The sequence below is a fragment of the Acidobacteriota bacterium genome (assembly GCA_009691245.1).
Lineage (GTDB): Bacteria > Acidobacteriota > Terriglobia > 2-12-FULL-54-10 > 2-12-FULL-54-10 > SHUM01.
Genome location: SHUM01000005.1, coordinates 79361 through 94020, shown reverse-complemented (window position 1 = coordinate 94020; position 14660 = coordinate 79361). Strand labels below are relative to the sequence as shown.

General features: G+C 59.7%; 14 protein-coding genes. 5 read left to right on the top strand and 9 right to left on the bottom strand.

What is annotated here, in order from left to right:
* Positions 1-192 precede the first annotated feature (192 nt).
* The 6 genes from EXQ56_02550 to EXQ56_02525 form a co-directional block, all read right to left on the bottom strand.
* The gene (locus EXQ56_02550; protein ID MSO19334.1) at positions 193-648 is read right to left on the bottom strand and encodes a prepilin-type N-terminal cleavage/methylation domain-containing protein; all 456 of its coding nucleotides are present in this window, start codon (positions 646-648) and stop codon (positions 193-195) included.
* A 16-nt stretch (positions 649-664) separates the two neighbouring features.
* Positions 665-1162 (bottom strand): type II secretion system protein, encoded by a 498-nt coding sequence (locus EXQ56_02545; protein ID MSO19333.1) that lies wholly within the window; start codon positions 1160-1162, stop codon positions 665-667.
* Positions 1163-1171: 9 nt separating this feature from the next.
* Positions 1172-3337, bottom strand: a complete 2166-nt coding sequence (locus EXQ56_02540; protein MSO19332.1) for a hypothetical protein — start codon at positions 3335-3337, stop codon at positions 1172-1174.
* Between the two features lie 314 nt (positions 3338-3651).
* Positions 3652-4800 (bottom strand): glycosyltransferase family 9 protein, encoded by a 1149-nt coding sequence (locus tag EXQ56_02535; GenBank protein ID MSO19331.1) that lies wholly within the window; start codon positions 4798-4800, stop codon positions 3652-3654.
* A gap of 48 nt (positions 4801-4848) precedes the next feature.
* Positions 4849-5022: a Trm112 family protein gene (locus tag EXQ56_02530; GenBank protein ID MSO19330.1), complete on the bottom strand. Its 174-nt coding sequence runs from the start codon at positions 5020-5022 to the stop codon at positions 4849-4851.
* Positions 5023-5490: 468 nt separating this feature from the next.
* Complete coding sequence (locus EXQ56_02525) at positions 5491-6282, bottom strand: ABC transporter substrate-binding protein (protein MSO19329.1); 792 nt, start codon at positions 6280-6282, stop codon at positions 5491-5493.
* A gap of 341 nt (positions 6283-6623) precedes the next feature.
* Between EXQ56_02525 and EXQ56_02520 the strand changes: the two genes are divergently transcribed.
* From EXQ56_02520 to mltG, 3 genes are all read left to right on the top strand, one after another.
* Entirely contained in the window at positions 6624-7982 is a 1359-nt protein-coding gene (locus EXQ56_02520; protein ID MSO19328.1) for a hypothetical protein, read from the top strand.
* A gap of 127 nt (positions 7983-8109) precedes the next feature.
* Complete coding sequence (gene ruvX / locus EXQ56_02515; GenBank protein MSO19327.1) at positions 8110-8598, top strand: Holliday junction resolvase RuvX; 489 nt, start codon at positions 8110-8112, stop codon at positions 8596-8598.
* Between the two features lie 17 nt (positions 8599-8615).
* Positions 8616-9683 carry an endolytic transglycosylase MltG gene (gene mltG, locus EXQ56_02510; GenBank protein MSO19326.1) on the top strand — a complete coding sequence of 356 codons (1068 nt, stop codon included), beginning with the start codon at positions 8616-8618 and terminating at the stop codon, positions 9681-9683.
* Positions 9684-9878: 195 nt separating this feature from the next.
* On the opposite strand, the gene EXQ56_02505 is transcribed toward mltG, so the two are convergent.
* Positions 9879-10487, bottom strand: a complete 609-nt coding sequence (locus EXQ56_02505; GenBank protein ID MSO19325.1) for a hypothetical protein — start codon at positions 10485-10487, stop codon at positions 9879-9881.
* Positions 10488-10779: 292 nt separating this feature from the next.
* Here EXQ56_02505 and EXQ56_02500 point away from each other — a divergent pair, with 292 nt between their 5' ends.
* A complete protein-coding gene (locus EXQ56_02500) occupies positions 10780-11592 on the top strand; it encodes a hypothetical protein (protein MSO19324.1) in 813 nt (270 codons plus the stop codon).
* Positions 11593-11701: 109 nt separating this feature from the next.
* On the opposite strand, the gene EXQ56_02495 is transcribed toward EXQ56_02500, so the two are convergent.
* Complete coding sequence (locus EXQ56_02495; protein MSO19323.1) at positions 11702-12130, bottom strand: hypothetical protein; 429 nt, start codon at positions 12128-12130, stop codon at positions 11702-11704.
* Between the two features lie 402 nt (positions 12131-12532).
* Here EXQ56_02495 and EXQ56_02490 point away from each other — a divergent pair, with 402 nt between their 5' ends.
* Positions 12533-13435, top strand: coding sequence for a hypothetical protein (locus EXQ56_02490; protein ID MSO19322.1), 903 nt, complete (start codon positions 12533-12535; stop codon positions 13433-13435).
* A 573-nt stretch (positions 13436-14008) separates the two neighbouring features.
* Here the strand turns inward: EXQ56_02490 and EXQ56_02485 are convergent.
* Positions 14009-14593 carry a hypothetical protein gene (locus EXQ56_02485; protein ID MSO19321.1) on the bottom strand — a complete coding sequence of 195 codons (585 nt, stop codon included), beginning with the start codon at positions 14591-14593 and terminating at the stop codon, positions 14009-14011.
* Positions 14594-14660 lie beyond the last annotated feature (67 nt).

Below are 14660 nucleotides of genomic sequence, written 5' to 3'. Positions count from 1 at the left end.
TTGTCTTCCCGCTGGCCACCGCCACTTCAACCTGCCGCAACACCGTTACGATCTGCTCTGGTTTGTACCTCTGCATCGGCATATTCAAATACCTCCCTCATGAGATTCTCTCTCACTTCGGCTGGTATCGAAATCGCCGGGCAGGTCAGCGGCGCTGGTGGTCTTGATGATGAGGGAGTACTACCAGTACTGCTACCAGGTACTGTACGACGTGCCTTCCAGGCTGCGCAGCGAGGAACCGCTATGGACATCCGCGATGCCGGGAGCGGTCTGGTCAGGGCTGAGCACGGAGGAGTCTTCGGACTCGGTGGTCCAGGTGGATCTGGAACGGGTGATGGGATCAATGGGGATATCGCGCAGATACCCCTCGGAAACCAGGTCGCCGAGACTCTCCGGGGCCTTCTGCTTATCCAGCGTATATTGGTCAATCAGAGACCGCATGGTAAACAGATGATCCCGCAATACGGCTTCCTTGGAGCGCAGAATGGAGGTTTGATAATTGGGGATGGCGACAGACAACAGCCCCAGGATGATGGTAATGACGATCATCAGTTCGAGGACCGTAAAGCCCCGAAACCCAAACAGGCGTCCGCGAGACACTGTCCGCGCCGCGGCGTCATGCTCCCGAATTGTTACTCTTGGCCTCATGCGAATCTCTAGACAGCTACCACTCCGAGTAGTTTGTTCCATCCAGCGCCGTGCCCTGCGCCTGCGAGAACACGTCGAAAACATTTTCGCCGCCCCAAGCCGTTGAGTCCGGCTCGTCCTGATAGGACCGCTTGCCCCACTCAGTCGAGTTGGTCAGCGGATCGCGCGGAATGCGGCGCAGCAGCCGCAGTTTTTTGTTGTCCGGCGTGTTCAGTAACTCCACACCCTCCACCAGATCTTCAAGCTCCGGCGGATAGCCGTCCGAGCCCAGTTCCACCTGGATGCGCCCTTGATCGGCGGCCTTTTTATAGTTATCAATCGCGGTGCGAATCTCGCGCAGCGCAATGCGTAATTCCTTCTCCTGCGCCCGCCGCAACTGCACGCGCGCCAGCGGCAGCGCCACCATCGACAAGATGGCCAGAATGGCCGTGGCCACGACCAGCTCAATCAGCGTAAATCCGCGCTGACCGGGATGGAGGCTGGACCTATTTACGGAATGGACTAGCTGCCTCACTAAACTTCCTTAAGCTACCAAGGCCGCGGCCACCTGCCGATGAGCCTGCGGCGGGATCGGCATTCCAGGCATTCCAGGCCTGGTCGGAGTGGTGGGGAACGCCTGTGGAACCGGCTGCGCTGGAGATGCCAAGGGCTCTGACGTCCCCTGCTCAGGCTCGGCTACTGGGTCAGATGGAGCAGCCGGGGTTGCAGGAGCAGCAGGACTGGTTGCAGCGGGAGGCGCGGGGCTTGGGGGCTGGGCCGGCAACGGCTCCGGCGCGGGCGCCGCAGGGTCGGGCAACTCGCGCGGGCTGCGCAGTCGCACATCGCCTTCCGTACCCACATCCACGGCGCGCAGATTTTCCGGGAGTATGTCCGGCAGTCGCACGGTGCGCGGGCGCAGTACGATCAGCACTTCGTTCTCGACCAGCGTGTCGCTGACGTTCGAGAACAGATATTTCAGCAGCGGAATATCCGACAGGCCGGGAATGCCGCTGATGCCCTTGGTGTTCTGCGTCTGGAAGATGCCGCCTAAAACATTCACTTCGCCTTCGCGCAGCCGGATGTCATGCTCGATCACGCGCTGGCCGATCACGGGCTGCTCGATGTCGCCAATTTTCACGCGGCCGGTTACGGCGGAGATTTCCACGCGCACCTTCAAAGTAATTTCGTTGTTCTGATGGACTTTGGGAGTTACGTCCAGATTCACACCTACATCGGTGTACTGAAACTGTGTCTGCACCAACGAATTGATCCCGCCGGTGGCTCCACCCTGAAAGGCGCCGGTGGCAATCGGCACGCGGTCGCCGATGCGCAGCGTGGCCTTCAGCCCATCGGAGGCGCGCACCTCGGGCCGCTGTAAAATGCGGGTCTGCGAGTCTCCCAGAATCGCATCCAGTCGCCCGCCGGGAAGCGTAAGGGACCAGTCGTCCGTGCTCAAATTTCCCAGACGATCCAAGGGAACCGTATTACCCGTCGTAGTCGTGGTGCTGGGCGTGGTCACCGGGTTGCCGTCCGCATCCGGGGTCGTGGTGTTGGTTGTCGTCGTCTTGTTCGGATTAAACGTCAGCGGAATAGTGATGCCCGGACTGCCGAGCCCGAAGCCCAGACTGCGTGTCTTGTCGCGCCGCGTCTCCAGCACCGCGATATCGACGATCACTTCGGCCTTAGCCTTGTCCACATCGTGGATGATCTTCTCGGCCAGAGCCACTTTGTCCGGCGTATCGCGGATGATAATGGCGTTCATCGAGTTGATCTGCTGGATGCGCCGAGTCTCCAGCAGCGTGCGGATGGCCGTTACCACTTCCGTCAATTCCTGCGGCGTGATGGTATTGGAGAGATAGATGGTCTTGATGACCTGTTGCTCCTGCTCGCGGCGGTTGACGGCCGTATCAGGGATCACATAAATCGTGTTGCGCGTGAGTACCTTCCAGAAGTTCTTGGTGAGCACCATCACCTGATCGAGTGCCTCTTCGAGCGTAACATTATTTAACTCGACGGTGATGCGCTTCGACTGGAAGTCGGCATGGAAGAGCATGTTCACGCCGGCCAGCTTGGCGATGGTCTCCAAAATAATCCGGCTGTCGTTGGTCATGCGCGTGTTGATGGGCGCGCGGGAAAGCGGCTGCAACTGCGGTGGTCCGAGCGAATCCGCCGAATCCGGGCCGTCAAAAGCGTCGGCGGCCACAGTGCCTTCCTGCCGCTGGCGGATCTGGGCACGCACCGCCGCCAATGATTGGCGCGCGGCATGATTGCCCGGATCAATCGAACTGGCCATCTCGTATTCGAGCGCCGCGTCCTGCAACTGCCCGGCATCGCGCAAATGGTTTCCGCGAGTTACATGGGTGCCAGCGGCTTGCAGTTTTACCCGCTCGTAGGCGATCAGGAATTTTGCATTGTTGGAATCGGCGTTCACGGCCAAGCCAAACTGACGGAAAGCCTCATCCAGATCATTGGCCTGTTCAGCCTTCTGTCCAGCGTTGTATTCGCTGTCGCCGCGCGCGGCGTATCCGGTTACAACAAGGGGTCCAGCCAGGGGTCCAGCTAGCAATGCCGCCAGCAGCGCGCCGAATACCCAGAGGAGCAAGCGCGTGCGAGCATCCCCCCCCAGCTTCTTCCGCACCAATTTCCGCACCAATGCCCCGCGAGTTGTAGCCACGCCTTGAGGCATCACTTCCTCCATCTTTCTGTTCATCCCAATTCTCAAAAGCCGGTTCCTACCTTAATAAGCTGCATCTCGTTCCATAAAATGCTGCTTTTGCGTCTGCAAGCATAGCCCTATGCTTCCAAAACAGCCGACCACTTTCCGGGGAGATGCCAAGCCAAAGCCCATGGCTAATGCCCTAGCCACTACTTCTCCCTACTCTACCACACCTATTATCGGCCCGATGGGCCCCCTCGGACAGCCCAATCCCGCACGGGAGCACACATTTAGGTACACTGTATGGAACCCCATTAGGCGTCCCGAGGTTGCCCGCTCCACTCAATTTTCCTGGAATTTTTGCCGAACTAAACCCCGTTCGGCCTGTTCGCCAGCAGGACGTCGATGGCCTCGCGCACCTGCTCTGAGGTGATGGACAGGATGCAGCGCGGCTCGCTGAACGCATGGCAGCGGTCGCCTGCGCAGGGATTGCAGTCATAGTGATTCTGGATAATCGCCGAGGACCTCGCGCGCCAAGGTCCCCAGATCGCTGAGCTCGACGACCCGAAGATCGCCGCCACCGGCACGCCCAGCGCGGCGGCGGCGTGCGCCGGGCCGGAGTCGTTGCCCAGGAAAACTCGAGCGCCCGCCAGCAGCGCCATCATATCGCTGATCGGCCATCCGATGGCGCGCGGCAATGGACTTCCGCAGTGTTGCTGAATCGCGCTGATGGTGTCCGCATCGCTAGGGGCGCCGAGAAACACTGGCCGCAGTCCGTGGCGATTGTCGAGATGAGCTACGATCCCAGCAAACCCGGCGGCGGACCACTGCTTCGTTGCGTACAGCGCTGCTGGATGAATCACTGCATAGTTCACCAAGCTGTCCATTCCCAACGCCGCCAGATGTGCCCGCACGCGCTCCTTCGCTTCGCTGGAAGGGAACAGTTCGGCGCGGGGAATCATGCGCAGTGGCACCCCCAGCCAGCCCATCACCGACGCCGCATGTTCCGCCGTATGGAATATGCCCGCCGCCGGCGTCAGACCATTGCTGAAAACTTCTTCAGCGCGAGGAACAATCAAGTTATACGCCGCCTGCGAGCGGAAATGCGCCAGTCCTACGCGCAGCCGCGCCCCGCTGACTTGAGTGATCTGCGCGCTGGTGGGGCCACCGTGCAGGTTGACCACCGCACCGAATTTGGCGCGCCGCACCCGCCACAAAGTTTCCAGCTTGCCGCCGGTGGTGAGCACGCTGTCAATCACCGGATTGTCCGCCAGCAGATCATCCCAGGGCCGATCGAGCAACACCGAGACACGCAAGTCCGGTCGCCAGTCATGCAACAAGCGCAGAGCAGGCGTCAACAGGACCGTGTCGCCCATTGAGCGCAGACGGATCACCAGCACGCGGGCGGACTGCGGCAGCCCGTCGAGACCATGACCCGCGGCGGATCGTCTGATGGGAATGTCCAAAGGAACTAAGTTTTTCGGAGGTCTGCCGCCGGAGACAGGATCGTGACTCACGTGTTTAGCGGATATGCTCACCAGGTTGCAACACCCACAAATAGGTAGCTAGGACTCTTCCATCGTGGCTTCGTCCACCAGCATCACCGGGATGTCGTCCTTCACCGGATAGACGCGGCGGCACTTCTCGCACTTCAGCCCCGAACCATCGGCCTTCAGATGCAACGCGGCCTTGTCCACGGGACAGACCAATATTTCAAGCAAATCCGGATGTATTGCCATTGAAGAATTCACCACTCTATTTGAAGTTCCTACTACAACAAGCACGTACCGGCGCGGAAACCAAGGTGGTTTGAGCGATCGCCACTCGTTGCGATGTGCGGCGAATTAGTGATGGTGCGCCCTAGTGGTGATGTGCCTTGACGCGCAATATCTCCTCATCCACCTGCGCTTCGATAGCGTGCTTCATCCCGTTCGCTGGGTTCTTCGGGATGATGATCAAAACCTCCGGCCCATCCGGCACCTCGAGTTCGATATTCCAGGAATGGGTGGCAGTGTTCAACTAAACCAAGGCCAGCTCCCAATCCAAGTCTCTCGAATCCAGCACTGCTTCCACCGTTTTTTCGATCTGCTCCTGCTCGGTCATCGGACACCTCCCGCGAGGATCGGAACGCCCTATGCTACGGTGCGGCCACTGAGTCAGCCTCGCTCTTGGAAAGAGTGTACACCACTCGCGGCCAGCACAAAAGCCTACTTCGAGGTTGTTGGTTCCAGCCCGTACTTAACGATGGCCGGATGAACCGCCGGCGAGGCCAGATATTGAATCAACTGGCGCGCCCCCGCAGGGTCCTTCGCGTTCACGGCGATGCCCGCCGAGAATACGGTTACCTTCTGCGCGCCATCAGGCAGTGGCCCCACATAGTCCAGGCCCGCGATGGGCAGTAGTTCGCTGACTTGCTGGAAGCCGATCTCCGCGTCGCCGCGCGCCACCACATCGCCCACGCGCTCGCTGACGATGCGCTGGCTCTTGTCCTTCAGCTTTTCGGCCAGGCCCAGCTTCGGGAACAACTCAGTCGAGAGATAAGTCCCGCTGGCGCTGGCCGAGTAGGCAATTGACTTGGCCGCCAGCAGCTCGCGCACCAACGCATCCAGCGTCGAGATGTCCGGCTGCGCCGCGCCTTTCTTCACCGCCATGCCGATCACCGAGCGCACCAGATCCACGCGGCTGCCTGCCACCACCTTGCCCTGCTTGATGAGATCATCGAGCGCCGTGTCGGCCATGATGACCACGTCCACCGGCTCGCCGCGCTCCAGCCGCATGGGGATCGAGTCGGGCGCGCCTCCCATCGATGCCCCAAAAGCTGTAACTACCTTACTGCCCGAGGCGCGCTCGAACTCCGGCACCACATCGTTGTAAGTGGCGGTGAATCCCCCCGAGGCCATCACATGAATGTCGCCGGCCCTCGCCACGCTCGCCGCGCCCAGCATTATTACGCAAGCGATCACCCTCGCCAGTCCCGCGCGTCTTAAAAAGTTTCTCATGATCACTCCACCAGTCTGCGTCTTCCTCGCGCTTATCGTGACCCAAGCTCCGGCCATCATCCGTAAACTCAAGCGCACATTATAACTGCATTCTGGGCGCGGCAACCCAACAACGACCGCGACGGACATTTTCAGGATGCTTTCACAAAAACGCCTCTCGCCCCGTGGCCTTTTGATTACCACCCCCACGAGTTGCCGCAGCCCCGCCGCCTCCATCGGTTACAATTGCAGGAGCGGCCCGGTGCAGTCCTGGCCTGTTCGTTTTTGGGCCATGCTCATCGGGGCATATTGCAGACACTAGGTGCAGAACAAGTTGCAAAACCAGAACAGGGTGCAAAACTATGAATTCCTCTGAGGACGCGCACCGCAAAAATTTGTCAGGCAAGTGGCAATCCTGGGTCGCCGCAGTGTTGCTACTGAGCGTCGCGCCCGGCTTCATGCCCGCTTGGGCACCTGTCTACGGTCAAGTCGCGGTGGAGCAGCAGTTGCGCGACCCGGACGCGCGCATCCGCGAGCGAGCCGTGCGCGATATGGGCGAGCGCGGCAACGCCGTCTATGTGCCCTCGGTGGCCGCGCTGGTGCAGGACCCGGACGAGAAAGTTCGCATGACCGTGGTGCGCACGCTGATCCGGCTCGGCTCGGATGCCAGCCTGTCGCCGCTGTCCATCGCCGTACGCGACAGCATTCCCGAAATACGCTATCTGGCCATTGACGGCCTGGTGAATCACTATCTGCAGGGCTACGTGGATACCGGCTTCGGCGGCGTTTTCAGATCGGCAACCAAGCGCGTCGCAGACCTGTTCGACAATGCCGACTCCACGGTGGTGGATCGCGACACCCGCCTCGATCAGGTGGTGATGGAGACGCTGCGCCGCGCCATGATCGGCGCTCCCGACATGAACACGCGCGTGCGCGCCGCCCGCGCGGCGGGCATTTTGCGCGCCTCGGCGCTATCGCCCGATATGGTCGCAGCCGCCTTCGGCGACAACGTCGAGCTGACTGCGGAGATTCTGCGCGCGCTGCGCAAGATCGCCGACTTCTCCGCCGGACCGCGTCTGGTCTTTCTGCTGAGTTATCCGCAGTTGAGCATTCAACGCGAGGCGGCTATCACCCTGGGACTGCTGCGCACCACCGAGGCCATTCCCGAACTGCGCCGGCTCTTCGAGAACACGCTGGACAAGGAAGTTCGCAAGGCCGCGCTGGAGGCCCTGGCCTTCATGCCCACGGCGGAGACCGCGCCGATATTCGAGGATTCCTTGAAGGATCGTGAAGGGCACATCCGCGCGTCGTCGGCGCTGGCGCTGGGGCGATTGCAGGACCCCAGACATCTCGGCGTGCTGGAACAAATTCGCCTGGGCGAGCGCGATGAAGGCGTGAAGCTGGCCATCGCCTTCGCTCTGATCATGAACGGCAAGCATGTGCTGCTCGACCAGTTGGTCTCCGCGCTGGGCAGCCGTCTGCGCGGCGGCGAAGCCGAGGCGTATCTGATGGAAGCCGCGCGCGATGACGCCGTGCGCGACGCGCTTTACCCTCGGCTTTACCACAAGGAAGCGAGCGTCCGCGCGGGACTGTGCCGCGTGCTGGCGGCCTCCGGCGACAGCCGCTCGATCAACTATCTGGAAGTGTTGCTTAAGGATCGCGACAACAACGTGGTCGCCGCAGCCAGCCGCGCTGTCCGCATCCTGCGCACCGCGCAGTAGCGTCAGAGCCCCGACCGCCAGGAAGGGGGCCGGTTTTCCGGACAATTAATTTCGTCAGGCGTGCCCCCTCCCTGGCGGTCGGGGCTCTGACGCGCGTGAGGAACAAATGGAATTGACTGACAACTCGATGCCAACACCCGTGCCCGCCCACGCCCGCATTCTGGCCATTGACCTGGGCGAGCGGCGCATGGGCCTGGCTCTCAGCGATCCGTTGCACATCACCGCGCAGGGCTTGCCTACGGCGGAGCGGCGCAACAAGCGCGAGGACATGAACTTCATCAAGTCGCTGTTAAAGAAGCACGCGGCCAGTCTGGTTGTGCTGGGCCATCCCATCAACATGGATGGCAGCCACGGCCCTCGGGCCGAGCACGCGGAACGCTTCGCCGCGTCTCTGGCGAAGCATGCTGGCGTGCGTGTCGAGCTGTGGGACGAGCGACTGACCAGCGTTGAAGCTCATCATCTGATGCGCGATTCCGGACTGGGCCACCAGCAGCGCGGGAAGAATGTTGATCAGATGGCGGCCACGCTACTGCTCCAGAACTATCTCGAATCGGAGCGCATGAAGGCCGGCACGGGTTTTGACCAAGCAACTTTTGACCCAGCTCTGGGCGAGTAAGCAGTAGGCGAACGAGTATGAGAAGACATCTAACCAATACGCAGAAAGGCTGGGTGATAACGGTGCTGGCGCTGCCCGCGATCCTGCTGCTGTGGCTGGTGGCCGATGGCACACGCCCTTACCTGAAGTCTGATCATCCGGTGCGGCTGGATGTTCAGCGCGGCATGCGCACCCGCGACATCGCCGAGCAGCTTGAGCAGGCCGGCGTCATCCGCAGCCGCTGGACGTTTCTGGTCTGGCACCGCCTGCAGTTTGGACGCAGCCTGAAGGCCGGTGAATACGAGTTTGCCAGCAAGACTTCCACGCTTGCAGTGCTGTCGAAGCTAGTCCTCGGCGATGTCTCCTTCGAACTGGTTACCACGCTGGAAGGCTGGACGCGCTACGACATCGCCGAGAGCATCGCCGAACATGGATTCGCAGCGCGCGAGGAATTCCTGGCCGCGACGGAAGAGACTTCGCTGATCGCCGACCTCGACCCGGATGCGGAGACACTGGAGGGTTATCTGTTCCCGGACAGCTATCACCTGCCGCGCCACGCCACGCCGAATGACATCGCCGCCATTATGGTCAATCGCTTTCGCGAAGTCTATACAGGACTAACCATTGGCGGGACAGACCACAGCACCAAAGAGATCGTTACCATGGCCTCGCTGGTGGAAAAGGAAACTGGCATGCGCTCCGAGCGGAGCGTGGTGGCTGGAGTTTTTTACAACCGCCTGCGCAAGGGAATGCTGTTGCAGTGCGATCCGACGGTGGTCTACGCGGCGCTGCGCGAGAACAGGAATATCGGGAAAATTAGCCTGGAAGACCTGAAATTTCCCTCGCCCTATAACACCTACCTAAATCACGGCCTGCCCCCCGGCCCCATCGCCAACCCAGGCCGCGCCTCGCTGCAAGCGGCGGTGAAGCCCACCACAACCGAGTATATTTTCTTCGTGGCCAATGGCGAGGGCGGACACCGATTCTCGACGACGCTTGCCGCACATAATGCCGCTGTCGATCAGTATCGAGCTGATTTGGCCGCAACTCGCGCCGCCAAGGAGGAAGCCGTCGCTGGGGATGCATCTCCTCCGTCAACGCCCTAACGCATTTTTAACTGATGCTGCGACCCAACAGAGCCGCGACCGTTAGGGAGTGGACCGGCTTAACGGTCACCAATAACTGTCGAGCTGGTCCGCTCCCTAACGGTCGCGGCTCTGTAAATGCAACGCCGCCTTCAGTCCGTATGCGATGGACTGAAGGCGGCGTTTTTAGAAAATATCAAATGAAATAACTCGGCGCTAGTACTCTGTCTCAAACGTGAGTGGCGATTGCAACGTAAACAGGACCAGCGACTCGGCCGGGATGGTCAGCGGATCGCGTCCGCGCACCACCTGCGCCATCGCACCACCTGCCGCGCCTACCGCGCCGCCGATGAATGCGCCCTTCTTGCCGCCAGTGATGGCGCCCAGCAGCGTGCCGATGATGCCGCCGCCAGCGGAATATTTCGCGGTCTGCTTGCCGCGCGCGTTGCCCACTTCCTGATACGCGCTGGTCATCACGCCGATGGACTTACCATCAAAGTTCAGCGCGGTCAGTTCCATGGCCACTACCGCGCGACCGCGGAAGCGTCCGGGACTCTCGATGGCGGTGATGCGTCCGATGGCCTCTGCGCCCTGCGGAACGGCGACATGCCCGTTGATCATGATCGGCGTATCGATGGTGGCGCGAACGATCTGCCCGGCGTGGCTGGTCTCTGAGTCCACCGACTCGGCCATGCGCACGGTCAGCGTGGTGCCGGCGGGAATGATCATGGACGCTGCGTGTGCGGTCTCCACGACGGATGTGGCAAAAATGGTCCAGAAAACCGCTAGTCCGGTGATCGCGTGGCGTTTAATAATATGAAACATAAATCCTCCCCTGTCAGCCTTCCATCTTTGTCAGCCTGGAAGCTTGCGCCCAGAATAACAAAGGGGCCTTCGTGCACGCCCGCCTAATCGAGGCGCGGACGATTTTCCCCCGTCTCGAATAAGATTCATCCGAATGCGTGACAGAGCCGCGACCGGAAGGGAGCGGACCCGTTCGACGGTTATCAGTGGCCTCACGCCGGTCCACTCCCTTACGGTAGTGGCTCTGTCACTGCGTTCCGCAAATCTCCAGGGATGCGCTGGTGCCGGGTTCCATCTGGAAGCTCGCCGGACATTGGATTACAATGAGCGTGGATTCATCAGCGAAGGCGAGGGTCGTGCCATGATTTTAATGATGAAGATTCAAACGATGAAGCGTCTATCCCGAATTCACCATCTGATTTCCGCCGTCGCGATCATCGCGGCCTCTCTGTCAGCCTGCTTGGCCGGAGGCCTGACCACGCGGGCCGCCGCGCAGGCCCCGTCAGATAATCCCGCACAGACCGCGCCTGCTGCGCCTGCTTTCCAGCCCACCCGAGCCGAACGACGCGTCTACGAGGGCGTGGCCAGTTGGCGCAAGCAGACCATCGGCACGCTGATCCTGATCGAGGGCGACTCGACTTCCGCGCGCGGCTGGATTCGTCTGAGCACCTACATCCCCATCGATAGCGGCTCGCTCACCCGCAGCGGCGCCGAGTTTCGCGCCGGCGGCAGCACCTACCAGATCGACGAGTCGGAATCCAAGATCATCTACTCCGGCCCCGATGGCGAAGGCCGTCGGCTGGTGAAGCGGCTCACTCTGTGGACTGGCCCCATCCACGAACTGCTGGAGGCCACCGAGCGCCGCGCCGCTGTCGCCAAGATCGAAGTCTCCGGACGCAACCGCGAGATGCAGTACGGCACGCCGTCGCTGTGGAAGCAGCAAGGCCCGCCCTTTGAGAAATTCCCGCGCCTCGAAGAAGTGCTCAGCAAGGAAGTCTCGGTGTGGGTGGGCGAAGCCGATCTGCGCTATGGCCGCCTGGTAGTGGTGGAAGAGCCTGCCGGAATGGACATCCCGCTGAAACCCCCCAAGAAGGAAGAGAAGAAGGAAGACAAGAAAGCAAAGTAGCATCCGGTAAAAAGCCCACAGCACGATGTGCGTGCCGCGGGCCTTTGCGCTATTCCCTAACGTCGTCATCCCGAGGAGGGCACCGACGAGGGACCTGCTGTTCCCCACGCTACTGCGTGTCGGCGCTGGGACCGTAGATGCCCGGGATTTTCCCGCCCATCGCGCGCAGATAGGTGCTGAGCTGCCCGCGATGATGCACGGTGTGCCTGCCGAACATCGAAAGCATGTTGACCGCCGGCATCTGAATCATCCCCATCAAGTCGATGATCTTGAGCAACTGCTCGCTGGTCATGGCGCGCAAGCGATTGAGCGCAGGCGGAAAATCCTTCTGGTAACGCGCGACGGCATCGGCGGGCGTCATAATTCCGCACGCGTCGGAGTCGTCAGGCGGAGGCGTCGTGAACGCGCCGTCGGCAATACAGTTCAATAGCCAATGGTCTTCCAGCGCAAGGTGCCGACACAGCCCCAGCCCGGTCTTGGACTTGGCGTCCGGCCTATAGTCGAGATGATCAGCAGGCACCGCGCCCAACACGGCCAGCGTGGTCTACATCTCACTTTCAATATCAGCAATCACAAAATCTGCAATAACTTTAGCTTCCTGCGGGGTCATGCTTTCTCCTCTGATGAGTTTGGTTAGTTCTAATACGGTCGAATTGACAGAACCTGCATTATAGCGCGGGAAGTTTTGCGCCTCCCCGCAATTCTAGCTCGTTTTTCGGGATGGTGTATCCGAGCCGCGCCACACCCATGCGCCTTCTTCTCGATGAGTATCTGCCCGTTCGATTGGGTTGGCACGCCTCTCACACCACGTCAGCCCCATGGAAAAAGATAAACACTCCACCTCCCTGCCGCATGCCCAAGTGCAGCGCCAGCGGAAGTGGGAGATTCTTCTCCATCGCTATGGGATGATTGTGGGCTTATTAATTGGTAGTCTATTCCCATGAAAGAATATCTAGAACAAGCATCCTCCTTCGTCAAGGACCGATGGCACAGGCCAGTTGGGCTATTTGCGGCATGTGCAATTGCATTTGCGCTCCTCGTTTTCTATTTCGCAGGAATCGACATCAAGCAAGTAAGTGCGGTGGAATGGGCGATTGTCTCCATTGTAATAATCGGCTTAATCGTTGTTTGGAGGAAATTCAGATTACCCCACGTTCCGAAGGACAAAGTTGGCTTTGGGATAGCAATAAAATTTGAAGATTCAGAACAAGAGAATAAGTTGAGAGCGGATTTCTTGATTCCTCTCCGGCAATTGCTAACATCTTCAAATTCTGCATACAGCCAAAGGATCAATTGCATAGAACTACCACAAAGCATTGCGTCTGAACTAGTCGAGGATGACGAGAAAGCTAGGCGCGTTGCGAAGGAAGCCAATCTCGCATTCATACTATTCGGGCGAGCAAGAGTCAGAACAGTGGAGGGGGCTTCACGATACGTAGTTGATTTGCGTGCGGGAGTGCGGCACAGGCAGTTACAGGAAAGTGTTCAGCGGAATTTTCTCTCAGAATTTTCTGAGGCTTTACCACGGAGATTCGTATTCCGGCTTGATGAAACGATTTTTGAGTGCGAATTTGCAGCAAAGCATGTCGATGCGTATGTGCGATACATATTCGCTACCGCTGCCGCATTTTCTCATGAGTTCGGATTTGCGGAGAATTTGCTAATGGAGGCAGAAAGGCGATTAGAATTGATCTCGCAGCAGGAGGAAGGCAATCAAACTCCAACGGCTGTACTGCTCAGAAAAGTTCAAACGCGGCTTGCCGAAATTTACGAAGCTTGGCTTGACATCCTCATGTGGCGGCATAACCACCTTAGAGATGCTGGGGTCTTAGGCGAGGCCTAACGACTTAGCCAAGTACTTTTACATTACAGACCAGAAAGCTATTTAGCACGATTAAGTGGGGCATTCTGCGCATTCGTGCTGAGACGGGATATCGCTAGGGCAAAGGAGCTTGTTGGCGAATGCCACCGCGTCCTTGATGGTTCGTGGATGTACAGTGAGGCTTTCTTGAATGCGTACGACGGCGATTTGGACTCAGCTTACAAGATGTACAGGAGAGCTTTCGACGCACCACTACAAAATTCCAATACACCTATGGACTGCGAAATATTCATACAGAATATACTAGAGGAGGAGCCGAATCGATACTGGCTCTATTTCTGTTTAGGGCTAATCAACTTTCGCGAGAAAAGAGATTTACAACTGGCTCGCGAGCACTTTAGCTCCTTTCTCACCATCGTTGAGGCTGACAGGTACAAAGATCAAGTGAAAGCTGCCCGAAACTGGATCGAAGAAATCGATGTTAGATTCGACACCTCGAACAAATAATTGTCTTGTAGAAACAATCGCTTTTAGCAGCCTAGAGCTAGAAATTAGGAAGGAGAAAGCGATAAGGATTTCTCCTTCCCACCGTAACTATTGCGCGAAGCAGTAGAGCAACGCGTCGCCGCCGGAGGCTTTCAGGTTGTCTTGCGAGCAGCCGCGGCTCGGGTGCGCGGCGTTCCAGGACGTATTGCCGCCGCCGTTGCGGTCGTGATGGCCCAGGCTCACCGAGCCTTGTCCCGCGGGCGAGGTGCCGTCGGTGTAGTTCTTGCAGGTGTGGTCGGCGGCATCGGTGAAGGCGCGGCCGTGCGAGGTCGAGCCGGTGAGGATATCGTGGCGGTTCGGCGTGTCGCCGCGCCCGTTGATCCCTTCGCCCTTCTCGCTCAGCGCCGAGCCTTTGGTTACGTTGTTGCGGTCGCGCTCGACATCGCCGTGCAGATCGGCGACGTTGTTGGCGATCAGCTCGCCCTTGGCGTTGTGCCACGGACCCGCGCCGATGCGGTCGCGCGCGTTCACAGCGCCCGCTCCCTGCGTGCTGAGATACGCGTGCCACGTCTTGCTGGCCGCTCCCGCCGCGCCGCTGGCCGCCGCGAGCTTCGAGCAATGCGCGTCCGCGCCCGCGAGGCCGCCGATGTTCGCGCCCGTCCCCGGACTGACGCTGGTGATGAAAAACGTCATTGGTGCCGGTGGCGCCGCCGGTGCTGCTTGGCCTCCCGCTGGCGGAGCAGGCTGTTGCGCGCCGGCT